Source organism: Flavobacterium aquariorum, assembly GCF_003254745.1.
Lineage (GTDB): Bacteria > Bacteroidota > Bacteroidia > Flavobacteriales > Flavobacteriaceae > Flavobacterium > Flavobacterium aquariorum.
Genome location: NZ_QKXH01000013.1, coordinates 1 through 26374 on the forward strand (window position 1 = coordinate 1; position 26374 = coordinate 26374).

Consider the following 26374-nt stretch of genomic DNA (forward strand, 5'->3'; position numbering starts at 1 on the left):
TGCAGGACAACACGTCAGGTTGTGTGATTGTGATTTCGCATGTGGTTTTACAGCCTTTGGAGTCTGTAACCGTAACGCTGTGTAATCCCGCGTTAAGAGCCGTTGCTTGTTGTGTAGTTTCGCCATTATCCCATAGGTAAGTGTAACCTCCGTTACCACCTATTGGAGTAACAGTTGCTTGCCCATCGCTTAGCCCATTTGAAGAGACGGCTTTGTCTTGGGCTATTGAACAGGTTAGCACTGTTTCTGGTTGTCCAATTGTTACATTACAAGTTGTTTTATATCCTAATTTGTCAGTTACTGTAACGATATGTGAACCTGCGTTTAAACCAACGGCTTGTGCAGTGGTTTCTCCATTATCCCATAAGTAGGTGTAATTCCCGTTTCCGCCAATGGCAGTAACGGTTGCCACACCATTGCTATCACCATAACACTTGGCTGGAGCATTTTGTATAATACTGCAGGACAACACATCAGGTTGTGTGATTGTGATTTCGCATGTGGTTTTACAGCCTTTGGAGTCTGTAACCGTAACGCTGTGTAATCCCGCGTTAAGAGCCGATGCTTGTTGTGTAGTTTCGCCATTATCCCATAGGTAAGTGTAACCTCCGTTACCACCTATTGCAGTAACGGTTGCTTGCCCATCGCTTAGCCCATTTGAAGAGACAGCTTTGTCTTGGGCTATTGAACAGGTTAATGCAGAATTCGGTTGAGTGATTGTGATTGATTTGGTCGCCTTACAATCTTTATCATCGGTTACGGTTACTTCATATGTTCCGGCACCGATTCCAGATAAATCTTGGGTGGTGGCAGCTATTGCGTTTCCGTCTTTTTTCCAGGTATAAGTATAAGGAGAAGTTCCTCCGGAGACAGTCAAATCTATTGCTCCAGTAGTATCATTATAGCATTTAACATCGGTTTGCGAAGTTAATGCAATACTTAAACCAGCACTCGGTTGATTTATTGTGATTGATTTAGTCGCCTTGCAACCTTTGTCGTCGGTTACGGTTACTTCATATGTTCCGGCGCCGATTCCAGATAAATCTTGGGTGGTGGCAACTATTGCGTTTCCGTCTTTTTTCCAGCTATAAGTATAAGGAGAAGTTCCACCGGAGATAGTCAAATCTATGGCTCCAGTAGTATCGTTATAGCATTTAACATCGGTTTGCGAAGTTACCGCAATACTCAAGCCAGCACTCGGTTGAGTGATTGTGATTGATTTAGTCGCCTTGCAACCTTTGTCGTCGGTTACGGTTACTTCATATGTTCCGGCACCAATTCCAGATAAATCTTGGGTGGTGGCAGCTATTGCGTTTCCGTCTTTTTTCCAGCTATAAGTATAAGGAGAAGTTCCTCCGGAGACAGCCAAATCTATTGCTCCAGTAGTATCGTTATAGCATTTAACATCGGTTTGCGAAGTTACTGCAATACTTAATCCGGCGTTTGGCTGATTTATTGTGATTGATTTAGTCGCCTTACAACCTTTATCATCGGTTACGGTTACTTCATATGTTCCGGCACCAATTCCAGATAAATCTTGTGTGGTGGCAGCGATTGCGTTTCCGTCTTTTTTCCAGGTATAAGTATAAGGAGAAGTTCCACCGGAGATAGTCAAATCTATGGCTCCAGTAGTATCATTATAGCACTTAACATCGGTTTGCGAATTTAATGCAATGCTTAAAGCGGCACTTGGTTGAGTAATAGTAATTGATAATTCGCTTGATGCACAACCGTTAGCATCTGTAGCAATGACTGTATATGTACCGGCTCCTAATCCAGTTAAATTTTGAGTGGTTGCATATGCAGACCCATTTTTTTTCCATGCATATGTATAAGGGCCTGTCCCTCCTGTGGCATTATTTATTGTTATTGCACCAGTAGTATCACCAAAACAATTCACATTAGTTTGCGAAGCTAAAGTAACGGAAGGGCAGGGGATATTTGTGGAAGGTGTTGTAATGTCCAAGAATGTATTGGTACATGCTGAATTTTTATAATCAAGTCTTGAAGTACTAACAGTTTTAGTTCCACATACATTTGATTTAGGAGTCAATTCATATTTTAAGGTAATAGTTTCAACATTTAAGAAATCTATATTCCAAGAAATCACTTGTCCAGAAACAGATGCTGTTCCTTTCGAAGGGGTAATCGCACCAATTGTAAAATCAGTACTTACGGTTTCTTTGTCAAATGGCGTACCAGTAATTTGTTGGGCTACCCAAGATAGTTGTGTAAATATAGTTGAGTATATACCAGTAAGATCTGCTCCAGTTTCCGTGAAGTATTCTCCTGCAGATTGAATATTATGCAAGGTGTATTCAGCATTAGTTTGATCAGTACCAGAAATAGCACCAAAAAGACCTACGCTAAATATTTGATTATTATATACCACACTTGAAACTGTTGTTGTTTTAGCATCAGTGGCGGCTGTTATAGCTGACTGGATACAACTCCCGCCTTGACCTGCCGTGCAAGATTGATCATTACCAGTTCTGTTGGCAACACCGTCTGTTAATAAAACAATACTTCTAGAAGTTACACAATCAAATGTTCCATGGGCTGTTAGCTCATCGTCTGCTTTTTTAATACCATCTTGAATATTTGTACTACCATTTGCGGTCAATGCATTTATAGCACTTATTAAATCGGCTTGGCCGCTTGATAAAGTCAATGGCTTTACAATTGTAGCCGTATTACTATATTTAACGATGGAAATTTTGTTTTTCCCAGTTGGATTATTAGCAGCTAGAAAAGTTTTATTTATAAAATCTATGGCCGCATCTTGTGCATGGGCTAAAGGTTTTGGGTTGTTACCATCACCCATACTTCCAGAAACATCGATTACCAAAACTACTTCAAGAGGTCTTGAAACTGGATTTGCGCCTTGAATTTTTAGTTCTACATCAATTTTTCCACAAACTCCTGGTCGGACCGTCACTGTTTTTGTGGGGGTAATTGTTTGTGCAGAACTAAGTACAGTTGTCAGAATTAAAAGAATTACAAATAATTCTTTTTTTAATCCTTGTATATAATTGCTGAAGTGTAAAAGTTTTTTCATTTTTTTAACTATATTAAGGTGAATAACCTAAGTATTATAAGTATGGATTCTTAACAATTATTCTTGATTAGGATCACTAACTAAAGTGTGTAGAATTGTACTGACTTTGTAAGAAGAGCAAGCTGTGGCTGTAGCGGTTATTTCAGTACAGTTCCATTTGCTGACAGCCGTTCCCGTTGGAATTTTTACGTTTACAAAAAAACTGACTGTTTCTCCAGGACTCAATGAAATTTCGGAGATTGGATTTAGAGCAATGTCAGAAAAGGAGATGTTTAAATTTACATTGCCAGAGACATTACTTCCGTCATTATTTGAACAATTGCTATTTACATTTGAGGAACTCAAAGTGTAGGTTGAATTTGATGATCCAGTGTTTGAAATTTGCATTGTATAGGATGTTCCTTCTGGAGGAACACTTTGAGTAAATCTGTTTTTTTCTGCTTGAAGTGTTGCTTTACAAGAGCTAGACTGAGAGTAAGTAATAGAGCTATTTAATACAAAAATTATAGCATAAAATAACATTGAAGGTTTCAGTGATACTTTTTTAAAGGCAAATGCTAAAAACAATAAAATATGTTTTTTAAGTTCAATTGCTAAAAAGTTTTTGAATAGGTTTAGCGTAGTTTTAGGTTTCATATTCTTAGTTTTTTTAATTGAAATTATAGTTAATAATAGAGTTGAAAATTTGATTGATTTTGCCAAATAATGAATAGGCAAACTAAAAGCTAATACATGTAGTAGGTTCGAGAAAGACAATTTTGACTTGATTTGGATTTGGGTAAGAAATCAAATTAAAATTTTGCTTTGTCTCCTGGAAAAATGAAACACAATATCAGTTAACAATAATATTGAAGTAGGTTTTTTACTAATTTTATTTTGATTCAGATTTGGGAATTAAATCAAATTAAAATTTTGTTTTGTCAAAATTGAAACTGATGTCAGTTAACAATGAATTGAAGTAGGTTTTTTTGACAATTTAGTTTTGATTGAGATTTGGGATTACAATCAAAAATCTTTTTTTTCTTATAAGCTAACAAATGTTTGCTTAACAGACAATTGTAGTAGGTTTTTGCATTTAATCTTGATTGAGATTTGGGAATACGATCAAAATTTTCAGTTTCAGGCTTAAAGCTTGTAGCAGGTTTTTATAAAGTTTTTTATTTGGGGTTAAAAAACTAATAAACTATTTCTATATCAAATTTATAAAGAATGTTCATAATACAATCTGATTGTCTTTGAAAAACCTAAATACTCGTTGAAGAGTTAAAAATATAAGTAAAATACCTTAAAAAAATATGTATTTTTTAGGATGTTTTTACTTTTTTATAACAAAAAGATTCTTAAAAATGTTAATTATATTTAATTGTCTTTAAAAAAAGATGTCTTCTGATACGAATAGTTTAAGAATGTGCCACTTTTAATATAAAAAATATGCTTATAATAAATGGTGACAATGGAATAATTAAAATCCTTAAATCAGCTGTAAATCAATGTTTTGACTTTAATTTAAAAGATTGTTTAGTTTATTGTTTAAAACTAAAATGATTATTAAAAAGTTAGGCAATCTTAAATTTAAACGTACTACTGAAAAGTATGATTTAGCATCTTCGAAATTTCTAATTTTTGAAGAGATTATAACTTGAAATTTTATTAAAAATCTGTTTAAGGTTATCTGTTTGTAAATTAATTAGTTAAGTTTAAAATTACAGAATTTATCCTTAATAAAAGTAAATATTATGTATTTCGTCGATTATTTTTTGCACTTAAACGAATATGTTGTTTATTTGAATAGTGAAATTTATTAATAATTTAAGCTTTTTGCCCCACATCTACCTTAAATTCAAATCTATAATAGTTATGAATAAAAGATTTTTTCGTTTTGTTGTCATTGGCTTTTTGTTTGCCATTTTGACATCTTGTTCATCTGAAGATAGTTCAAATAAAACCGAAGCAAAATTACCAATAATTACTGTTTATGATTATAGTCCTATGGAATTGGAAACAATGAAATTAATAAATAATTATAGGGTGAGTATCGGATTAAACGCTCTGGAAAAAATAAACCATGTTTCCTATAAATCAGAAGAACATGATGCGTATATGATTGCAAATAACGTTGTCAATCATAACGATTTTGTAGCACGATCAGAAAACATAATAAAAGCATTAGGTGCAGTGAAGGTAAGTGAAAATATTGCATATAATTATAATAGTGCACAAGCTGCATTTGATGCCTGGATGAATAGTCCCGGCCATAGAGAAAATATTGAAGGTGATTTTACCAATTTTGGATTGTCTATAAGAGAGAATCCGGTTAATGGAAGAAAATATTATACAAATATTTTTGTAAAAATCTAAATTTTGGTTGTTTTGTATGTTTGTAATGAGGCTGTCAATTTTTGACAGCTTTTTTTGTTAATTAATTTAAATGATATATGTGAAAGAAGAATTTTTCATTGTTAATTCTTCTCAATAACTAACAATGAAATTGTATTGTATTATTATTGCTGGAAGTTTATTTTTTAAAACTTGATCAAATTTCATATTTAGCTTTAAATGAAAATTAAAACTAAGATTCTAAACTTTTTTTTGTAAATTGTATCTCCCTAAGATTTTCTAGTTAATTTATATAATTGAAATCTAGCCTAATTAAAATAATTAATTTATTGATTTTCAAATAATTATTTTTATTGTGAGGTCTTTTTTGTTTTATAAATAAAAAGTTATGATGTATGAAAAATTTAATTTTAATTCGGCATGCAAAGTCTAGTTGGGAAGCACCTTTACATGATAAAGATCGGCCGTTGACTTCACAAGGAATGCAAAGTGCTCATTTAGTTTCTTCTCATGCTGTTAAATATTTGCCCAAAACTTTTAGCATCTGGAGTAGTACAGCTGAAAGAGCGATAGAAACGGCATTAATTTTTGCTCAAAATATAAATTTTCCCTTGGAAAGCATTATATATAAGGATGAGCTATATACTTTTGATGAGAGAAAATTGGAAAAAGTTATCAAATCATATAATAATGGTTATGATAGTATAATTATATTCGGACACAACGAGGCTATTACAAATTTTGTTAATAAATTTGGGGATGTTTACATAGATAATGTTCCTACAGCTGGATTTGTTCATATAGAATTTGATAATGAGAGTTGGGACACTATTAGTAAAGGCAAGACAAAAAAAATACTATTCCCCAGAGATTTAAAATAAATAAAAGTGTTTGAACATAAATATATTGATAGAGAGAAAAGCTGGTTGGCTTTTAATGCTCGAGTTTTACAAGAGGCTGCAGATGATTCAGTTCCATTATTAGACAGGTTAAGGTTTCTCGGGATTTTTTCCAATAATTTAGATGAATTTTTCAGAGTTCGTTTTGCTGCTATAAGGCGCTTGAGTTTGAGTGGTATTTCTGGCGAAAAATATTTTGGCGGGGTTACTGCGCAACAATTAATTAAAGATATAACAGAGATTGTTATCCAACAGCAATCCGAAAGTTTAAGAATTCTTAGTAATATAGAAGAGCAATTAGAAACCGAGAATATCTTTATTATCCACGAAAATGACATTAATAAGGAGCAAGAAGCTTTTTTAAAAGAATTTTTTATTCAAAAGCTGAGTCCAGAGCTTGTTACCATTATATTAAATGATTTAGCAGAATTTCCTGTTCTTAAAGATTCATTGGGATATTTGGCCGTAAAACTCGTGATGAAAAAAAATCTAGAAGTTCGTTACGCCATTATTGAGATTCCTAAAATGATTAATCGTTTCGTGGTATTGCCTTCTAATAATGAAAAGCAATATGTCATTCTGATTGACGACGTCATTAGGATGCACTTGAGCAGTATTTTTAATATTTTCAATTACGAAAGTGTTTCGGCTCATATGATTAAAATAACAAGAGATGCTCAGTTGGATATTGATAGTGATCTGAGCAAAAGTATGCTTGAAAAAATATCATCCAGTGTAAAAGACAGAAGAATAGGGGAACCAGTTCGTTTTATTTATGATCAAGAAATCGATAAGGACACATTAAAATTTTTTCTGGACAAAATGAGTATTGATTCTACGGATAGTATTATTCCGGGGGGAAGATATCATAATAGAAGGGATTATATGGATTTTCCGAATCTTGGTAGATTTGATTTATTATATAAAAAAAATGATCCTCTCCCGATACCTGGTTTAAGTCTTGAAGGCAGTATTTTGGAAAAAATTGCCCAAAAAGATTATTTATTGAACGCACCATATCAATCGTTTGCATATTTAATAAAATTTTTGCGTGAAGCTGCTTTGGATCCAAAAGTAACTTCAATCAAAATTACTTTATACCGATTAGCCAAAAATTCTCAAATTATAAGTTCTTTGATTAATGCGGCCAAAAATGGAAAAAAAGTAATTGTTCAAATAGAATTGCAGGCCAGATTTGATGAAGCATCCAATATTTCTTATTCCGAACAAATGCAAACTGAAGGGATTCAACTTATTTTCGGGATAAAAGGATTGAAGGTTCATAGTAAAGTTTGTGTGATTGAAAGAATGGAGAAAAACAAAATAAAACGATATGGCTTTATTTCGACTGGAAACTTTAATGAGGCAACTGCAAAAATTTATACCGATGTAACACTTTTTACGTGTCATCCTCAAATATTAAAAGATATATCAAAAATATTTGAATTTTTTGATATCAATTATAAAGTGCAGCGCTATAAACACCTTATTGTGTCGCCCCAATATACAAGACATCGATTTGTGAAACTGATTGATCGAGAAATTGCGCACGCCATAGCGGGCAGAAAGACTTACATGAAATTAAAAATGAATAGTTTGTCTGATTTGGCTATGATCGATAAATTATATGAAGCGAGCAAAGCTGGTGTAAAAATTCAATTGGAAGTAAGAGGTATTTGTTCATTAATTCCTGGAGTTAAAGGATTGAGTGAAAATATTGAAGCTATTAGTATAGTTGATAACTATTTAGAACATTCAAGAGTCTATATTTTTGGTAATGCTGGATTTACCGAAGTTTATATTTCATCAGCCGATTTTATGACTAGAAACATAGATGCAAGAGTAGAGGTTACATGTCCAATTTATGATCAAGAAATAAAAAATGAATTGATTGAAAATTTTGATATTGGTTGGAAAGGAAATGTAAAAGCAAGGTTTCATTCCTATAAGCTAGATAATAAATATAGGATAAGAAATGATAATCCAATTTTTAGAGCCCAGCTGGAAACTTATAACTATTACTTGAGAAAAGTTGAATTGATAGGGGAATTAAAAGAAGATTAAAATAACGCAAGAATAGAATTTATTCTAAACCATAAATCGCATCCTAGAGAATATGATTAAAATTAAAAAATACGCTGCTATTGATATTGGGTCGAATGCTATGCGTTTATTAATTACCAATATTGTAGAAGAAGAAGGGAAGGAGACACAATTCAATAAGAGTTCACTAGTACGTGTGCCAATTCGTTTGGGGCAGGATGCTTTTACAGTAGGGGAAATTTCCCCTGAAAATATTGATCGAATGATTGATGCCATGAAAGCATTCAATCTGTTAATGAAAGTGCACAAAGTAGAGCGATATATGGCATTTGCAACATCGGCAATGCGTGAAGCCTATAATGCAAAAGAAGTGGTGGCTTTAATAAAAAAGAAAGCAGACATTAAAATAGAAATTATTGACGGTAAAAAAGAAGCAGCCATTATAGCTTCCACAGATTTGCATCATTTATTAAAAACTGACGAAACCTATCTCTTTGTTGATGTTGGCGGGGGAAGTACTGAATTCACATTGTTCTCTAACGGAAAAATGGTGAATTCAAGATCGTTCAAAGCAGGAACGGTTCGATTGCTAAATGATATGGTTTGTGACGTAGTCTGGGATGAAATTGAAAAATGGATTAAAAATAATACTGCAGATTATGAAGAGGTTACCTTAATAGGATCTGGTGGAAATATTAACAAATTGTTCAAAATGTCGGGTAAAATTCAAGAAAAGCCTCTATCATACATATATATGAACTCTCAATATGCTTATTTAAGTTCGCTATCCTATGAGCAACGAATCTCTCAATTAGGTTTAAATCCTGACAGAGCTGACGTAATTGTTCCAGCAACTCGTATTTATCTAAATGCTATGAAATGGAGTGGGGCCAGACAGATTTATGTTCCAAAAATTGGACTTTCGGATGGGATTGTAAAAGCTATGTACTATGGAAAAGTATAATTGAAATTGATTCATTAATCATATTATAATACCAGAATAAATATAAAAGCAGTCTAATTGTAGACTGCTTTTTATTTATAAACTATTTTCTGAATAGTATTAAGTAAGTTTTAATAAAAGACTTTTTAGCCACAATCCAACAAACAAAGCGATAACAAGCAATATGGCAAACAGATAGAAAATTGTGATTTCGGTGCTTAAGCCTAATAATAATGGTCCCACAAAAGCTGCGGCTGACCAGGCAGTTAATGTGTAACCAAGAACCTGACCATATTTTTCAGTTCCGAAAATATTTTTTACAAAAGACGGCATGGTTGCAAAGCCAGCCCCATATCCTGCAATAATAATGAATGTCAGTGCTTGGAACGAGATTCGATTGGTTGAAAAAGTAGGTATTAATGCGAAGCAGGCAGCGTTTATTCCGACAAAAATCATAAATGTTCTCCAACAGCCTATTTTATCCGAAATACTCGACCAGAACAAACGCCCCAATCCATTAAACAAGCCGATGATAGCCACAAACATTGTAGCTTGTGTAGAACTCATACCAACAACTTCTTCTCCTAAAATTGCAGCTTTAGAGATTATTGCAATTCCTCCACATACGTTTAGGAATAGTAATAACCATAATGCAATAAAACGTTTATCTGTTATAATTTGTTTTGGAGTTAAATCTATGTGTGCATATTGATTTTTAGTGGTGATTATTGGGTCGGACAAATATAAAGCACTCAATAGCATACAAATTCCGTAACCGATCCCTAATGTAGAAAAAGCGCCAGACAGTCCCATTGAAGTATACAAAGGACCTATTAAGAAAGAAGCCAATAAAGAACCCAATGCAAAAGACATAATGATAATCCCAGAAGCCGTTCCTGGACGGTCAGGAAACCATTTTACAACAGTATAAACAGGAACGATATAGCCAAATCCTAAACCAATTCCCTGTAAAACCCCAAAAGTTAAGTAGAACAAATAGATGGAACCCATTTTGACTGCCAAAGCACTGCCCAATAAGCCAATAGTTAAAAATAGGGTTGCTATTAATCCAGCTTTTGTTGGTCCAACTTTTTGAGCAAATTTGCCCATAAAAGCAGCTGTTAATCCTAAAAAGCAAATAGCTAAGCTAAAACCTGTTTTAGTATCGTGAGCATCCCAGTTTAATTCCTTTGATAAGGGTTCGATCCATTTGCTGTAAGCATAAATAGACCCGATTGACAGTTGCATAATCATTCCTGCCAATACAATCAAATATTTATTTTTTGACATGATTGTAATATTGTAAAGTTATAAAGACCTTATTTGATTTTTACATTTTTGAAATAAAGTCTGAATATTTCGGCAGCTTTGTTTACTTCTTCTGCAGTAGGCGGAAGTGTATCAGCTAATTGATATTCTAAACCTAAAATTTCCCATTTGTGTTTTCCCAATTGATGGAAAGGAATAATTTCAACTCTTTCTATTGTTTTATATGAAGTGAAATGTCGCCCCCATTCATGCAGATATTCTTCTTGATCGCTCCAACCTGGGACCAAAACATAACGCAACCACATTGGTTTACCAGTACTTTCTCTGTATTCCGCTACTCGCAAAGTGGTTTTGTTTTTTAGTCCTGTTAACTTTTTGTGCCATTCTTTGTTAATGTGCTTGACATCCAAAAGCAATAAATCGGTTCTTTCCAATAATTGTTCTGTTTTGGAGTCTAAAACTCTTCCATTAGAATCTAAGCAGGTGTGAATTCCATTTTCATGTAAACGATCGAAAAAGTGAATTAGTTTTTCGCGTTGCAATAAAGGTTCCCCTCCTGAGACGGTTATGCCACCTTTTTTTCCAAAATAGGATTTTTGGTGTAATGCCTTTTCGATTAATTCCTCTATAGGCAAAAAAGAACCACCATGAATATCCAAAGTATCAGGATTTTGGCAATACAAACATCTGAATTGGCACCCTTGTACAAAAACAACCATTCTAATTCCGGGCCCATCATGGGTTCCTAATGTTTCTATGGAATGGATTCGTAATAAGTCTGGATTGTGTGCGTCGATGGAATCGTCAATATATTCTTGCTGTGGAAAGTACATTCGAAAAAGAAGATTAAAAAAAACTGTCTAAAAATTAAACTAAATTAGTTTTCTTTAGACAGGTTAATGTGGTTTAATTCAAAAATTTATAGTTCAGTGTTAATTTACATTGTTTCGTGAAAAGTTCTCGTAATAACTTCCAATTGATGTGCTTTGGATAATCTAACGAAATTCACTGCATAACCAGAAACTCTAATGGTTAATTGAGGATAGTTCTCAGGGTGATTGTAAGCATCCATTAAGGTTTCTTTATCCAAAACATTTACATTCAAATGGTGTGCATTTTTTCCAAAATAACTGTCTAAGATAGTTTCCAAATTTGAAATTTGTTCTTCTTTGTCTGATCCTAAAGATTTTGGTACCATCGTAAATGTATAAGATATACCATCTTGAGCATCTTCATAACTCAATTTACTTACAGAATTTAAGGAAGCAATAGCGCCATTTACATCTCTGCCATGCATTGGATTTGCTCCAGGAGCAAAAGCTTCACCAGCTTTACGGCCATCTGGTGTCGAACCTGTATTGGAACCATACATCACATTTGAAGTAATAGTCAATAAAGATAGGGTAGGAGTGGCATTTTTATAGGCTCTGTGTTTTCTTAATTCGTCAATAAAAATAGTAGTGATTTCTTGGGCAATGCTATCGACCCTGTCATCATCATTACCGAATTTTGGAAAATCACCTTCTATATTAAAATCTACTGTCAATCCGATATCGTTTCTTACTGGAGTTACTTTAGCATATTTAATTGCTGAAAGTGAATCGGCGATGATAGAAATTCCAGCGGCTCCATAAGCAATATCAATGTTTGGGTCACTATCGATCAAAGCCATTTGAGCTCTTTCGTAATAGTATTTATCATGCATATAATGAATGATGTACATTGATTTGGCATAAACTCTTGCTACTTCAGCCAAAGTAATTTTGAACATATTCATTACAGAGTCATAGTCTAAAACACCATCCTCCATTTGTGGAATATTTCTAATAACGACTGATCCTTTATCTTCTTCTCTACCGCCATTCAAAGCCATAAGTAGGGCTTTTGGTAAATTGGCACGAGCTCCAAAATGTTGAATTGTTTTTCCGATTTTTTGGTAAGAAACACAGCAGGCAATTCCATAATCATCAGAACCCCTATTGGTGCGCATCAAATCATCATTCTCATATTGAAGAGATGATGTGTCGATAGAAACTTGAGCACAAAAATCTTTAAAACCAATTGGTAAATTTTGAGACCACAAAATAGTCAAATTTGGCTCAGGAGAAGCTCCCAAGTTATAAAGTGTTTGCAAAAATCTAAAAGAGGTTTTGGTTACTTTAGTTCTGCCATCATTAAGTTGTCCACCGATGGCCTCTGTTACCCAAGTTGGGTCACCACCAAAGATTTCATCGTATGCACCTGGACGCAAGTGACGAACCAAACGCAGTTTCATAACGAACTGGTCTATAAACTCTTGCGCTTCTTCTTCGGTGATTAGACCTGATTTTAAATCATTTTCTATATAAATATCCAAAAATGATGATACATTACCAAGTGACATAGCAGCACCATCTTGTTCTTTTACTGCGCTCAAATAAGCTAAGTAAGTAAATTGAACCGCTTCTTGGGCGTTTGTAGCAGGAACAGAAATATCAATGCCATAAGAATTGGCCATAATTTTCATATCCTGCAATGCTTTGATCTGCTCTGAAATTTCTTCTCTAAGACGCACTTTGTGATCGGTCATCTCCCCAGATACAGCTGCAAAATCATTTTTCTTGTGTTCAATCAAACGATCCACTCCGTAAAGCGCAATTCTTCTAAAATCACCAATGATTCTTCCTCTAGCATAATTATCAGGCAGACCAGTTAATAAGTGTTTTGAACGATAGGCTCTAATTTCGCTATCATAAGCACTAAAAACAGCTTGGTTATGGTCTTTTGCGTAATTGAAAATTTTAACCACTTCGTCAGAAACCTTCAATCCTCTTTCTGCTACTGCAGATTCTACCAATTTAATACCGCCGAAAGGCTTCATAGCTCTTTTTAAAAGAACATCGGTTTGTAAACCTACAATAACTTCATTTTCTTTATTAATGTATCCTGGTCCGAATGAGGTTATATTTGAAATAACATTGGTGTCAATTGCCAAGCAGCCATTGTTTTTTCTTTCCTGAAGTAAATTTTCTTTGCAAACATTCCACAGTGTTTTTGTCTTCTCTGATGGTCCCACCAAGAATTTAGAATCTCCTTCATAAGGAGTAATATTTTTCAATACAAAATCATAGACATCAATTGTATTATTCCAATTTCCGGTTTTAAAATATAGTGTTTCTGTTGTACTTTTCATTTCGATAATAATTATCAGTTAACGTTTTAGTTTTGTAAAAAACTGGTTTTACACTAGTAAATTTACTAATTTTTCAGACTGAATGGACGTGCAGATTAATTTTTAGATAATAATTAAAATATTCATTTGTAAGTAGTTGTTTGTTTAAATATTACTTTGTTTTAATGACTATTCTTAAAAGCTATTACGTTATCGATAAAAATTATAGTGAATATATTTAATCAGTTTATTTGGGTTAAAATTTTTTAAATTTCAAATATATTATCTCCACGAGAACTAGCTATCAATAAAATTAAGATTATATAATTAAAAAAAATATTCTTGATAAAAGGAATTAGGTTTTGAACTCAATTATCAAGTAATCGCCTGTGATAATTTATTTGTCCTAAGTGATAGGCAAGATGTGTTGTGAGGTGAACTAAAATAAATTCTGTTGAAGTTTTACCTTCAAAAACTAAAATTGGATATTCTTTTTTTAAATCTTCTTCCGTTAAAAGTGAAAGAGCATCATTAACAATTTGTATTGTTGCTTCTATTTGGGCAATGAGAGTTTCTTTTGGAATGTCTTTATTGGAAAATTCCATTTCACGATTTCTGATATAACTTGTTTTCCCAATTTGAGCTCCTATATAGGTATTTAAATTCCCTATTAAATGCAAGCAAAGATTTCCGGCAGAATTGGAAATAGATTTTTCAATATACCAAATTTTAGTTTCTGTTTGGTATGATTCAATTTCTAGTTTAAGTCTATTTAGGTCTCTGATAAACAAAGTTTTTAAGGTCTCTATCATTTCTATGAAATTGTTTTACTATAATTTTTTAAAGAAGTTAACGCTTGTTCTTGGATTTTCTTTTGCATAAAACCAGTCCATCCCAACAAAAAACCTTTCAACCCTAATGCTTGTTTAGACCATTTCCAAAGGTCAAAATTATCGGTATGTCTAATAATTAAACCATTCTGAAACTTAAATTCAGCATGAATAACATTAACTACTTTTCTATTGGTTTTACTAAAATTATAGGTGGCAATCCATTTGGCTGTCCCAAAATAATCATCCGCTTTAATATCTGAAAATTCAATTTTGATATTTCCTTTACTTTTTTCAATTAACATATTCCACATTTGGCAAGCATCATTTCCTTTTAAAATGCCAAATGCAGGATCTTGAAATTGAATATTGGGATGATAACATTCACACATTTTTTTGGCATCAGCATTTGCAAAAGCAGTATAGAACTTAAGTATTAATTGTTCGTGTGGATTCATTTTAATAAAATTTAAAAGTAAAAATAGTATTTTTTTTCATACTAATTGAACCATTTTCTTATCAATATTTGAAACACAGCCCTTATTGTATACTTGGCAACCTTATTTTTTTCCAAACAAAAAAGGATAGGCTTTTTAAATTACCTATCCTTTGTATTATGAGTTGCTATTTATGGCCAAAATATTTATGGCTTAGAGATAATGTTAGTATGTGTCATTACAATAGAACCATTTCGCGCTAACAATCTTCCTTGGACCGTAGCATGTGAATTCAATGTTATGGAAGTCAATGCCAAAATATTTCCTTTAAAAATGGTATAGTTCCCAATTGTTGCAGATCTACCCACTTGCCAAAAGATATTTTTGGCTTGAGCACCTCCGCTTAGAATTACATTTCCACCAGCTCCGCCAACAGTTGTGAAGTCTGAGGCTACTTGAAAAATCCAAACTGCGTTAGCATCTCCTTGTGCGTCAAGAGTTAAATCTCCAGATTGTATTAAAAGTGTAGAAGTCGATTTATAAATACCTGGAGCCAGTGTTTTACCTCCTTGGTCACCAGATACAGTTGCTGGTGCTGGTGTTGAAGCGCCTTCAGCAAATAGATAGGCATTTGTCAAATCCTGTTTGGCTTTTATCAGCATCGCACCTATCCCAGGAGGAGCAATATCATCAGATGCATAAATAGCACCTTCAACTATGATTGCAGGTGGAAATCCAGTTACCGAAGAACGAACCCCTGGACTTATTCCTACATCCATATTTCTAATTTCACTAAAACCTGCATTATTACTTACTCCAACACCCGCCAGAATTCCGAATCTTTCTGCTGATCCAAGATTTACGGTGTTACCGACTAATGATGAACTTGTGCTAAAATTCCAAACATAATCGTTGGCCAATGCAACACCCGCCATGTTTTTGGCACCAGAAATTGTTGCTGTATAAATAGTTCCAGGCAAAAGATCAGAACTTGGATCAAAAGTAGCTGTCGTACCTGAATAGCTAACAATTCCTACCAGTGCTGTAGTTCCGTTTTTTACAGTAAATGTTTTGTCATTTATGGTTTTAGGATCTATAGCGATACTGAAAGTAGCAGATATCGATTTATTAAGCAGTGTTGCTGTCGCATTATCCAGAGGATCAGTAGAGACTACCGTTGGTGCAGTTGTGGCGCCAGTAGTAAACGTCCAAACATAATTGGAGCTTAATGCCGTTCCTTGTATATTTTTGGCTTCTGTGGTAATTGTAGCTGTGTACAGCGTGTTTGCCATTAAAGAAACACTTGGTTTAAAATAAGCTGTTGTTCCTATATATGAAATACTTCCTGTAACAACTGTTGCTCCTTGTTTAACTATAAAGCTATTTGTGTTAATTGTAGATTGATTCATACTCATATTAAAATTAGCAGCAACTACTTTATTAAGAACTACATTGATACTTTTATTGATAGGATCCGTCGAAAGCACCATTGGGTTTAGTGTGGTTCCGGTGCTAAAAGTCCAAACATAATCTGCCTCTAGGGCTTGATCAAGTAGATTTTTTACAGTTGTTTTAATAGTACCTGTGTACGTTGTATTGGCGGTAAGCGGAGCAGTTGGAATAAACGTAGCTGTTTTTCCACTAATTGAAACTGTTCCGGCAACTAATGTTGATCCTTGTATTGTAAAAGAAGATGAATCGAAAGTAGAAGCTTTCATCTCTTGACTGAAATCAACTGAGATAGCTTTACTTAGAGGAACATTTATAGTTCCATTTTCTGGATTAACATTTGCTACAACTGGCGATTCGCCAATAGTTTGCTGTACATCATCCTTTGAGCATCCGGTTATTAAAACAACAAGTGCTATTGCAATTGTCGTTATTAGTTTTTTAGTATTCATTTTTTTTGGGATTTAATTATTTATGCACAAAGATGAATGGATTACCTTAAAAGAATGTTACAGAATTACATGTGGTAGTTGCATAATTCACAGTAATCAAAAAATTAATTGCTTTACTATTTACTCCATAAAAAAAGTCAAATTGTATTTCGTACAATTTGACTTTTCATTTTCTTAGATAAAAAAATAATATACTACCTTTATTTTACTTTTTCTTTATTTTGCATAAGAAGTTCTCTATTGGCAATAATCAACTCTTCATTACACATTTTATTTTTCTGGTAATGAAACATTAATACTTTATTGATATTTTTTAATTCTGCAATACATTTTTCATTTTCATCATTTTTACAGACTAATTTTTTGTTATCTAAAAGCAATTTTACAACTTTATTTTCATTCTGTTGAACTTGAAAAACTAATTTTTTATTGACGTTTAACAACTTATCTTTATTTATTGAATCCATACATTTTGTTTTTTTAAAATTTAACCGCAAATCTGCATAGAATACAATCCAATAATAAAAGCGAGCTTCATTTATTTATAATAAAAAAAAACAGTAACAATAGCGTATTTTTTTTTAAAAAAATATTTCTATTGTTACTGTCGTAATAATTAAAGTTTATGGATTGATGCTTTTAATATCATCAAATTTTGATTTGTTTTCAGCAACAAAGTCTTTTCCAGTATGAACTATTTTATCATAGTTACTTTTTAATGATCCAGATAGATTTTCGAATTTATCTTTCAAATTATCGGCATAATCACTGCCTTTTTGCTGAATTTTTTTTCTTGTATCTGCACCTTTTGCGGGAGCAAACAATATTCCTACTACTGCTCCTGCGGCCAAACCACCCAAAAGTCCTAATGCGATTTTATTTGCTTTCATAATATGTAAAATTTATTTGTTAAAGATATATTATCACCTTTTTTGATTAGTGTTTATGCCTTACTATTTTATTTTCACGTTTTTTGATGAACTTCAATTGTTTGCAACAAACATGTTGTTAGTGGCGATTTTATATTTCTGTTTTTTTTAAGATTTATTATAAAACTTTTCTGCCTTGAATTATTCTTAATATTATTGCAATTACTGCAATAACAAGCAATATGTGAATTATGGATCCTACACTATAGGCAAAAAATCCTATGGCCCAAAAAATAATTAGTATTACTGCTACTGTATAAAGAAGATTGCTCATGATTTATGTTTTTTAGAAAATTAATAATTAGTTGCAATCATCACTATTACAACTATATAACGTTTTTGTTTAATTTTTATTATTTACGGTAAAGTCTTTTAAGCTTTGTCCAAGTTCGTCCATATCATGGTTGAATTCTCTCTTGAAAGATTGCCAATCACTATTAGCATCATTTTTATAGGAATCCATTTTTGCTTTCAGATTCTTGTTTTTTTGTTCAATTGTATCAATGTTTCGTTGATATGCTTTATCGATGTCATTTCCCGTTTTTTTGATTTTCAATTTCAATTCGGCTATTTTGGCATTGTTTTCTTCGATTTTTGCGTCAGTAGAATCTTTGAATTCTTGCCATTCTTCGGCTGTTGCGGTTCTTTTGGCTTCGTCCAAATCCTCTTCGGCTTCTGTTACGGCAACTTTCGCGCTGTCAACACTATCTTGGGCAGCTTGCTCTTTTTCTGTATTTGGTTTACAACTCGTGACTACCGATCCAATTAGGAAAGCTGCAATTGCAAGGGTTAAAATTGATTTTTTCATATTAATATATTTAAAGATTATATTTTTTTGATAAAAATTGTATCCATCTTATACGATTTAAGAATCAGATGGATACAATTTATTGCAACTAACTAAAGTGCTTGAATAATTTTGTGAAGCTCTTCTTTGGTTTTTCCCAATTTTACTTGAAGTTTTCCCAGCATTTCATCTTTTTTTCCTTCAACAAATAATAAATCATTATCCGTCAAAGCAGCAAATTTTTGTTTCAATTTTCCTTTTTGCTCGTCCCAATTTCCTTTTAGTTCTGTTGTGTTCATTTTGTTATAATTAAGTGTGAAACCATTTTCACAACATTACAAAGTTGGGGATATTTCGAAATAAAAAGGTTACAAAATTTTCGCAAAGACTTATATCATTTACGGTTTTTTGTATAGTAATCTTTCATCGATATCATATTTTATATAATTTCTTTTTTATCAAAAGCTTTCTCCTGTTCTTTATTGAACTCATCTGTAAATTCTTCATCCAACTCTTTGATTTGTTCAGCCAGATCAGAATATTCTTTGGATAATTCGGTTATTTCTCTTTCTGTTTTGATTTCTGCATTCATAACTGCATTACTAGCGGTTTCATGTGAAGAAACTAATTCGTTTACTTTTAGATGTAATGAAGCCGAGAATCTATTAAACGATTTTTGGATAATGAATAAACTCAGGAAAGTAACTCCAAAAATGATATCACCTATAATAAGATGCGCATCATTTTTTATGAATAAACTATTGATCCACCAAAACAGTACTAAGCATAATGCAATTAAAAACGAAATTGAGTTTCCTAATATTGTTGTTGCCACAGAGACCAATTTTTCAAAAAGATTTTCCGTATGGCTATATATTTTATTCATGATATTTTATTTTAGAAAGTATAAAAAGCTCTGCTAATTTAATAGCAGAGCTTTTCCTAAATTTTTAACGAACGATCAGGTTGTCTTAAATTTAATTTTTTATGATAACGTTGAAGCTTTTTCTTTTTCAAAATAGTTTGAAATAAAAATTTTCTTTTGAGTGGTATTCATTTTATCCGCTTCTTTGATCGTTATTTTTATATCGGTAAATCGTTTATCTTTTTGAGTTCTATTGAATAGTTCAGTTTTGGCATTCGTCGCACCGAATAGCAATACATCATCATAATTCAAGATAACATCTTCCAATTTTTTATAAAATTCTGCTTGTAATTGTTGTTCTTTGTTATGAAAAAGAGATTCACTTTTCGCAAGGCTATTTGCCTTATCATGATGCGTAAAATTAGATTCAATTGTTTTTAACTCATTCCATTGATCTGTAAATACAATAATGTGTGCTATTGAATGATCCATCCAAATGCCTAATTCTTTATTTGTTGTCGTTTTCATTTTCATTTTCATTTTTCAAATTTTTGCAATATCAATTCCGTGATTTGGAGCATATTTATCTAAAATTTCTTTTAAAGAATTTAGATATTCATTTAGAACTTTTTTGTTCATTTCAGGATTGTCAATGACTGGAATGGTTTCTGGCATTTCTAGAAGATATTTTGATAGTTCAGGATAGTCCATTCGTATCAACATTGTGGTCTTCAAGATTCGGTTGTTTAGTTCACTTACAGCTTCCATTTTTGCTAATTAATGTTTACCGTTTTTATGACCTTTGTTGCCATTGCCATTATTATTACCATGATTGTCGTGGTTTTCATTATGATTACCGTTATCATGTTTATTGTAATTAGATGCTGTTCTATAGTTTTCCTGATGTCCCTTATTATAGCCTTTGTAGTATTTTACTTTATGCTCTTTGTAATGGGTATAAGGTCTTGAACCATGATAATCATTTAATACTACTTTGTATCCATTGTACAAATCATAATTTCTATAACGATTAGGCAAATTGCGAGATCTGATCCAAACTCCATTGTTTAAAAAGATAAACTGTTGTGCATGTATATCATAATAGGATTGCACATCTGGTATATAATAATACGATACTTCTTGAGTATAGCCAACGGGTCCCCATTGAGGCGGCGCTCCTATATTTACGTTTACGGATACTTGCGCATGATTTGCAGTTGATGCAAAAAAGAATAGGGCTAGGGCAATTAGTTTTAGTGCTTTCATTTTTGTGTTTTTATTTTTTTATCATTCATTAATGAGGCTATTTATTCTCCTTATAAATCTGACAGTACAAAGTTCATTCACAAACACTCAAACGTTGTTATATCATTTCAAGTAAAGATTTCATAATTCACTGATTATTTTTCTTTTGATTCCAAATCTTCATCTTTTTTCTTTTCTTCTTGTTTTTTGGCTTTGTCTTTTTCTTTTTGGATCTTTTCTTGTTTCTTGGCCGCGGCTTTTTCTTTTTTATTAAAATAGCCTTTCAGCAAAAAGTTGTGTTTAGCTGCTTCCATATTATCATCAAAACCCTTGGTTCCTTTTTCTAGGTTCGTCATGGTTGCATCCAGTTTATTGCCCATATGCTCATCCATTAACAGTTTGGATAAAGTGCCTTTTCCGTTGTTTATTTTAAAACTGAACTCTGCTAATTGGTCTGTAATTACAGCGGCATTATCAACTGTCGTTTTTACCCCTTTCATTATATCCTCTATTTCTATTGCTGTGACAGAGGCGATCGTGGCATTGTCTTTTACGGTATTTTTTGATGTTGTTCCTGGCGATATTGTCAGCACTTTATCACCCATCAAACCATCAGAACCGATACTGGCTTTGGCGTCTGTTTTTATAAAGCGTCGCACATCTTCTTTCAAAACTAATTTGACTACAACAGCAGAATCAGTAATAAGTTCAATTTCACTTACGGTTCCCACATTTATACCTGAGAATCGAACATTATTTCCCACCTTTAGTCCTGTTACAGTTTTGAATTGTGATTGCAGTGTAAAAGTTGAACCAAATAAATTTTTCTGTTTACCAACAAAATATATTGTACCAACAAAGAGAATCAACCCGATAGTTACAAACATTCCTAATTTCCATGTAAACCCTGATTCTTTATACATAATTTGAGTATTTTTATTTGTTAGATGAAAAAAGAGCGAACCCATTCGTCTTCGCTTTTTTCTAATTCGGCATAACTGCCTTCTGCGCAGATTACACCATCTTTTAAAATCATAATTCGGTTAGCCGTTATTTTGGCGCAGGCCATATCATGCGTAATAATGATAGAAGTTGTTTTGTATTTTTTTTGAACATACAATATCAGTTCACTAATTTCTCTTGAGGTTATAGCGTCCAATCCCGTGGTAGGTTCGTCATACAAAATAATTTCAGGTTTAATAATAATTGTTCTGGCTAAACCAATTCTTTTTCGCATACCGCCAGACAATTCGGATGGCATTTTGTCAATGGCTTCTTCTAAGCCTACACTTTCCAGTGCTTCTAGAATGGCTTCGTCAACTTCAGCAGAGGATACATTCGGAGAGTGATGTTTTAAGGTAAATTCCAAATTTTGTCTAACAGTCATGGAATCATATAAAGCACCATTTTGAAAAAGAAAACCTATTCGAACTCTGATGTCGTTTAAATCATCGTTCCTTAATTCGGTGATATCAGTTCCGAAAATTTTGATTTCACCTTCATCTACATGAATTAAGCCTACTAAACATTTTATAGCTATTGATTTTCCAGAACCTGATCGGCCTAAAATAACCAAATTCTCGCCTTTTTTTACAGATAAATTTAGGCCTTTTAGAACATCATTATCTCCAAAAGATTTGCAGACATTTTTTAGTTCCAGAATTGTTTCCGCTGAATCTGTTGTCGTTTTTTTATTCTTTAATGGTTTTGCCTGTGTCATAATTTAATAAAATAAGTCGGTTATTTGCACGGCAATCATATCAAGGATGAAGATGCTTAAAGAAGCGGTAACGACTGCTGTGTTTGCTGCTTTTCCAACACTTTCGGTTCCGTTTTCGGCATTAAATCCTTTATAGCAGCCCACTAGACCAATAGCAAATCCGAAGAAAAAAGTCTTTACTATCGCTGGTAGAATGTCCAGAAATTCTAGATGTTCTAATACATTGGAGAAATAACGGTAAAAGCCCATGTTTTCGTGAATGTTGTAACCAATATATCCACCAAAAACGCCAATAAAATCAGCGTAAATAACCAAAATTGGAATCATAATTGTGGTTGCCATAATTCTGGTTACCACTAAATATTTATAAGGATTTATAGCCGAAACTTCCATCGCATCAATTTGCTCAGTAACTTTCATAGAACCTAATTCGGCTCCTATTCCAGACGCAATTTTACCGGCACAAATTAATGCCGTGATTACGGGTACAATTTCCCGTATTAGTGAAAGTCCAACCATACTGGGTAACCATGACTCGGCACCAAACTTCGCCATTGTTGGGCGAGATTGTATGGTAAGCACTAAACCCATTATAAAAGCAGTTATACTTACAATGGGTAAGGATTTGTATCCAATAGCATAACACTGCCAAAGAAATTCTTTGAATTCGAAGGAGGTCTTCACAACTTCTTTAAAAAATCGTGTTGCGAATAGTGTAGCCTTTCCAATATCTTCAAAAATGTTTTTCAGATAGGTTTTTACAATCGATACTTTTATAATTTTTGCAGAACTATTCATGATTTAAAAAAAATGGAGTTGTAGAGTTGATTAAGCAATTGGATAGTCGTTAAGTTTGAGTTTCTAAATTGAATTTTCTGCAAGTCACCAACAAATCACCAAGACCTTGTAAGGTATCATGATCTTTCTTTATGGATTGATGTTGCGCTTTAATTATGTTTAGATGTTTCGGAGATAAATGATCTATATTATCACTCAAAACTTTGGTGTATTTTTTTAGGGTGACATCAGCATCGTATTCACATCTATTTAGAATATCTTCACGATCTTTAGTTCTAAATTTTGATCTCACTTCCCTGTAAATTTTAGAAATTAATAAAATTACGGGGGATTCCATAGTCGGTTTTCCTTCTAATTTTTGTATTTCAGAAACCAATTCGGCTTTGTATCGTTTGTTTTTTTCTTGAAATCCTGTAAACAACGTTATTAAATCGTATTCATTGATTTGTTTTGCGGCCATTATGTAACTTTCAAATCGGTTGTTATTTATCTGGATAAAAGCATTTAAAGCATCAATAGATTTTTTCTTATTCATCGGATTCAAATTTAGATTGGACTGTTTGATATCATTTAGATTGGACTGTTTGATATCAAAAAAGCAAAATTTTCACTACACAAAGTTCAATAGTTTAGTACCAATAAGTGTTTCATAACTTTAAGTAAATCTTATATATTTCACACATTATACCAATGTTTTTTTATGGTTTAATTTGGAATAAAGTTCTTTTTGAGAACCATTTAGTGTATTTAGAAAAGACTTTCGAGTATTTTTTTCTATGCATAATCTCGCCATTAAATAGCTTACGGTGGATTCAGCGCCTTGATTCAAATTGACGTAAGTATCTTCTAATCCATCATAACAACCGCCAGTACACGGGTTATAAATAATTTGGTGAAGATGGTTGTTTCCCAAGAACCAACTGAAAGCAATTTTTATTTTTCGCTTGTATCCCGGGTCATTAAAAGCTTTTGAAAATTTGCTTAACGCCAAAATAGTATATGCAATATCTATGGGTTGTTCCCCTCCAATTGCTCGAGTTTTTGCACTGTTATCTTTCATCATCCATCCTTTATTGGATATTACTTTGATGCTGTTGTCTATAAAAATTTTGCCCAAAAGAAAGTCAAATGAAGTTTTGGCTACAACTTTATAGTTTGTCTCACCGGTAGTCAAATAAGCGCAAAGCATTGCTTCTGGCAAAATGCTGTTGCCGTATGTCAAATAACTTTCGAACCAGTTCCAATTGGGTTTCGATTCATGTTTGTACATTTGAATCATTCTGTCGGCAAGTTCTTTTATTATTGCAGTATTTTGCTTTGATTTTTCTTTTGTATTGGCATAATAAAGGCCTTTGATGACAAAAGCCATTGCACGTGTCGAATGCATTTTTAAAATATTGACAGAAGCTCGTTTTATAGTCTTTTTTGCTTTTTCAACCAATGCAACCGGTAAAATTGGTTCTAAAGAAATCAAATAACCTAAAGCCCAAATGGCTCTACCATTAGAATCTTCAAGATTAGTCTCGTAGTTTTGGGTTGTAAAATCACCATCCTCATCTACATAATTTAGAAAAGAACCATCGTCCTGTAGACAAGAGGTGATAAAATTCAAGTAGATTTTGATGTACTCTAAATCGGTTTTATCTTTCTTTAATTCAAAATGTTCGCACATTGCTACCATGGCACGAGCATTGTCATCTATGGTATATCCTGATTCTGGGTCGGGTTGATTGATAATAGAAAACTGGATCATACCAAAATCGGTTGTTAATCTTTTGATGTGGTCTAAATTGATTTCAGGAATTTTATATTCTAAAGTCAAATTTTTATCACCTATTTTTTCGAATAATAAAGCATGGGCGATTGCTGAGTTTTCCCAGGATGTGGGCACAATTTTATGCAATCCGGTTGCGCTTATGTTTTTTCTTAATTTATTATTCAGTAACAAACGATTTACTTCTTTGGCCAATTGCTTTGAATTTCCAAAATCGATTATGACTCCAGCACCATCACTTAGCACTTCGCATGCATGTGGAATGGGAGTGGAGATAATTGGACAACCACAACTTATGGCATAGGAAAAAGTTCCACTTACGGCTTGATTAGGATCTTTTGAAGTGAACAAATAAATATCCGTAAGCTGCAAAAAGTCTAAAAGTTGGGGGAGAGGTAAAAAGGCGTTCACAAATAATACGTGGTTTTCCAATTTTAAGGTTTTAATTTTTTTGTTCAGCATCCCTCTATATTTTTCGCCTTCCTCTTTTACTATAGTTGGATGTGTTTTACCAATTATTAAAAACAAAACATCCTTGTTTTTTTTGATAATGCTTGGCATAGCATCAAGTGTTGTCTCGATGCTTTTACCTGAATTTAATAATCCAAAAGTTGAAAGTACTTTTTTCCCTGACAAATTATAATTTTCTTTCAAAAGTTCTTTATCAGAATGGGGTACCAAATGAGTTCCATGAGGTATTATCGATATTTTTTCTGGATCGACCCCATAATCACTTTTCAAGATTAAAGCTGCGGAATGGGTCATCACAATTATCGAATGAGCCAGCTGTGCTAAAAGTTGAACATTTTTTTTTAAAGAATCATTAGGATTATGTAATACAGTATGAAATACAATTATAGAAGCCTTTGTAATTTTATATAAAAACTGTATCAAATGATCTTCATTATTTCGAAAAAGCCCAAACTCGTGCTGAAGCAATACCATTTGAATCAAATTATTGGCATTGATTTTTTCGGACAAATTGCTGAAAGAATTTGGTTCATCGGTGTTGAGAATATATTTTACTGGTTCAGTATAATGATGTTTTGCATCATCCGATTCCAATGCACAAATTTTTACGCTGAATGAATTCCTAAACTTATTATTTAATGATTTAATCAAATCCTGGGAATAGGTCGCAATACCACATTCTCTAGGAGGAAAAGTGGTAATGAATAATATTTCGGGAAGTTTTGCGACAGTATTAGGGATCAAATGATTGATAACTGTGGGTTTAAGTTCTGTATTTAATACTCCTATTGGAAGGATTTTAACTTTCTGTGTGTCGATACTATTTCTCATCTTTAAAGGTATTAAGCATTAATTCTTTTTTGAAAAACTTGGAATTACAAGGATTATAAAGGTCTATTTATAATAATTAAAACGAT

Annotated in this window: 26 protein-coding genes; 4 read left to right on the plus strand and 22 right to left on the minus strand. The window is 32.7% G+C overall.

Annotated features, from left to right (window positions below; genetic code table 11):
* Positions 1-3058, minus strand: a 3058-nt coding sequence (locus tag DOS84_RS17180; RefSeq protein WP_124020658.1) for a VWA domain-containing protein, incomplete at its 3' end; no start/stop codon positions are given.
* Positions 3059-3115: 57 nt separating this feature from the next.
* Positions 3116-3694, minus strand: coding sequence for a hypothetical protein (locus tag DOS84_RS17185; RefSeq protein ID WP_124020659.1), 579 nt, complete (start codon positions 3692-3694; stop codon positions 3116-3118).
* A gap of 1221 nt (positions 3695-4915) precedes the next feature.
* Here DOS84_RS17185 and DOS84_RS17190 point away from each other — a divergent pair.
* From DOS84_RS17190 to DOS84_RS17205, 4 genes are all read left to right on the plus strand, one after another.
* The gene (locus tag DOS84_RS17190; protein WP_111411339.1) at positions 4916-5416 is read left to right on the plus strand and encodes a CAP domain-containing protein; all 501 of its coding nucleotides are present in this window, start codon (positions 4916-4918) and stop codon (positions 5414-5416) included.
* 374 nt (positions 5417-5790) lie between these two features.
* Complete coding sequence (locus DOS84_RS17195; protein ID WP_111411340.1) at positions 5791-6276, plus strand: SixA phosphatase family protein; 486 nt, start codon at positions 5791-5793, stop codon at positions 6274-6276.
* Positions 6277-6282: 6 nt separating this feature from the next.
* Positions 6283-8358 (plus strand): polyphosphate kinase 1, encoded by a 2076-nt coding sequence (gene ppk1, locus DOS84_RS17200; RefSeq protein ID WP_165830461.1) that lies wholly within the window; start codon positions 6283-6285, stop codon positions 8356-8358.
* 52 nt (positions 8359-8410) lie between these two features.
* Positions 8411-9301 carry a Ppx/GppA phosphatase family protein gene (locus DOS84_RS17205; RefSeq protein WP_111411342.1) on the plus strand — a complete coding sequence of 297 codons (891 nt, stop codon included), beginning with the start codon at positions 8411-8413 and terminating at the stop codon, positions 9299-9301.
* Between the two features lie 99 nt (positions 9302-9400).
* On the opposite strand, the gene DOS84_RS17210 is transcribed toward DOS84_RS17205, so the two are convergent.
* The 20 genes from DOS84_RS17210 to DOS84_RS17305 all read right to left on the minus strand — a co-directional run bounded on the left by DOS84_RS17210 (position 9401) and on the right by DOS84_RS17305 (position 26288).
* Positions 9401-10570, minus strand: a complete 1170-nt coding sequence (locus tag DOS84_RS17210) for an OFA family MFS transporter (RefSeq protein WP_207802073.1) — start codon at positions 10568-10570, stop codon at positions 9401-9403.
* A gap of 29 nt (positions 10571-10599) precedes the next feature.
* The gene (gene pflA / locus DOS84_RS17215; protein WP_111411344.1) at positions 10600-11382 is read right to left on the minus strand and encodes a pyruvate formate-lyase-activating protein; all 783 of its coding nucleotides are present in this window, start codon (positions 11380-11382) and stop codon (positions 10600-10602) included.
* A 104-nt stretch (positions 11383-11486) separates the two neighbouring features.
* Positions 11487-13721 carry a formate C-acetyltransferase gene (pflB, locus tag DOS84_RS17220; RefSeq protein WP_111411345.1) on the minus strand — a complete coding sequence of 745 codons (2235 nt, stop codon included), beginning with the start codon at positions 13719-13721 and terminating at the stop codon, positions 11487-11489.
* 347 nt (positions 13722-14068) lie between these two features.
* Entirely contained in the window at positions 14069-14512 is a 444-nt protein-coding gene (locus DOS84_RS17225) for a DinB family protein (RefSeq protein WP_111411346.1), read from the minus strand.
* Positions 14513-14514: 2 nt separating this feature from the next.
* Complete coding sequence (locus DOS84_RS17230; RefSeq protein ID WP_111411347.1) at positions 14515-14988, minus strand: nuclear transport factor 2 family protein; 474 nt, start codon at positions 14986-14988, stop codon at positions 14515-14517.
* Between the two features lie 185 nt (positions 14989-15173).
* Positions 15174-16868 (minus strand): Ig-like domain-containing protein, encoded by a 1695-nt coding sequence (locus DOS84_RS17235; protein WP_111411348.1) that lies wholly within the window; start codon positions 16866-16868, stop codon positions 15174-15176.
* Positions 16869-17068: 200 nt separating this feature from the next.
* Positions 17069-17335: a hypothetical protein gene (locus DOS84_RS17240; protein WP_111411349.1), complete on the minus strand. Its 267-nt coding sequence runs from the start codon at positions 17333-17335 to the stop codon at positions 17069-17071.
* Between the two features lie 156 nt (positions 17336-17491).
* Positions 17492-17758 carry a YtxH domain-containing protein gene (locus DOS84_RS17245; protein WP_111411350.1) on the minus strand — a complete coding sequence of 89 codons (267 nt, stop codon included), beginning with the start codon at positions 17756-17758 and terminating at the stop codon, positions 17492-17494.
* A 157-nt stretch (positions 17759-17915) separates the two neighbouring features.
* Positions 17916-18071 (minus strand): lmo0937 family membrane protein, encoded by a 156-nt coding sequence (locus DOS84_RS17250; protein WP_111411351.1) that lies wholly within the window; start codon positions 18069-18071, stop codon positions 17916-17918.
* 69 nt (positions 18072-18140) lie between these two features.
* On the minus strand, positions 18141-18605 hold the full coding sequence (locus DOS84_RS17255; protein ID WP_111411352.1) for a sll1863 family stress response protein: 465 nt from the start codon (positions 18603-18605) through the stop codon (positions 18141-18143).
* A 92-nt stretch (positions 18606-18697) separates the two neighbouring features.
* Positions 18698-18883: a CsbD family protein gene (locus DOS84_RS17260; RefSeq protein WP_111411353.1), complete on the minus strand. Its 186-nt coding sequence runs from the start codon at positions 18881-18883 to the stop codon at positions 18698-18700.
* 140 nt (positions 18884-19023) lie between these two features.
* Entirely contained in the window at positions 19024-19470 is a 447-nt protein-coding gene (locus tag DOS84_RS17265) for a low affinity iron permease family protein (RefSeq protein ID WP_111411354.1), read from the minus strand.
* 99 nt (positions 19471-19569) lie between these two features.
* Complete coding sequence (locus DOS84_RS17270; protein WP_111411431.1) at positions 19570-19977, minus strand: hypothetical protein; 408 nt, start codon at positions 19975-19977, stop codon at positions 19570-19572.
* Positions 19978-19992: 15 nt separating this feature from the next.
* Positions 19993-20217 (minus strand): hypothetical protein, encoded by a 225-nt coding sequence (locus tag DOS84_RS17275; RefSeq protein WP_111411355.1) that lies wholly within the window; start codon positions 20215-20217, stop codon positions 19993-19995.
* 9 nt (positions 20218-20226) lie between these two features.
* Positions 20227-20715 (minus strand): hypothetical protein, encoded by a 489-nt coding sequence (locus DOS84_RS17280; RefSeq protein ID WP_111411356.1) that lies wholly within the window; start codon positions 20713-20715, stop codon positions 20227-20229.
* Positions 20716-20849: 134 nt separating this feature from the next.
* Positions 20850-21617: an MlaD family protein gene (locus DOS84_RS17285; RefSeq protein ID WP_111411357.1), complete on the minus strand. Its 768-nt coding sequence runs from the start codon at positions 21615-21617 to the stop codon at positions 20850-20852.
* 20 nt (positions 21618-21637) lie between these two features.
* Positions 21638-22414, minus strand: a complete 777-nt coding sequence (locus tag DOS84_RS17290; RefSeq protein WP_111411358.1) for an ABC transporter ATP-binding protein — start codon at positions 22412-22414, stop codon at positions 21638-21640.
* 3 nt (positions 22415-22417) lie between these two features.
* Positions 22418-23212: an MlaE family ABC transporter permease gene (locus DOS84_RS17295; RefSeq protein ID WP_111411359.1), complete on the minus strand. Its 795-nt coding sequence runs from the start codon at positions 23210-23212 to the stop codon at positions 22418-22420.
* A gap of 49 nt (positions 23213-23261) precedes the next feature.
* Complete coding sequence (locus tag DOS84_RS17300) at positions 23262-23747, minus strand: PA2169 family four-helix-bundle protein (RefSeq protein ID WP_111411360.1); 486 nt, start codon at positions 23745-23747, stop codon at positions 23262-23264.
* Positions 23748-23894: 147 nt separating this feature from the next.
* Complete coding sequence (locus DOS84_RS17305) at positions 23895-26288, minus strand: glycosyltransferase (RefSeq protein WP_111411361.1); 2394 nt, start codon at positions 26286-26288, stop codon at positions 23895-23897.
* Positions 26289-26374: the final 86 nt, after the last annotated feature.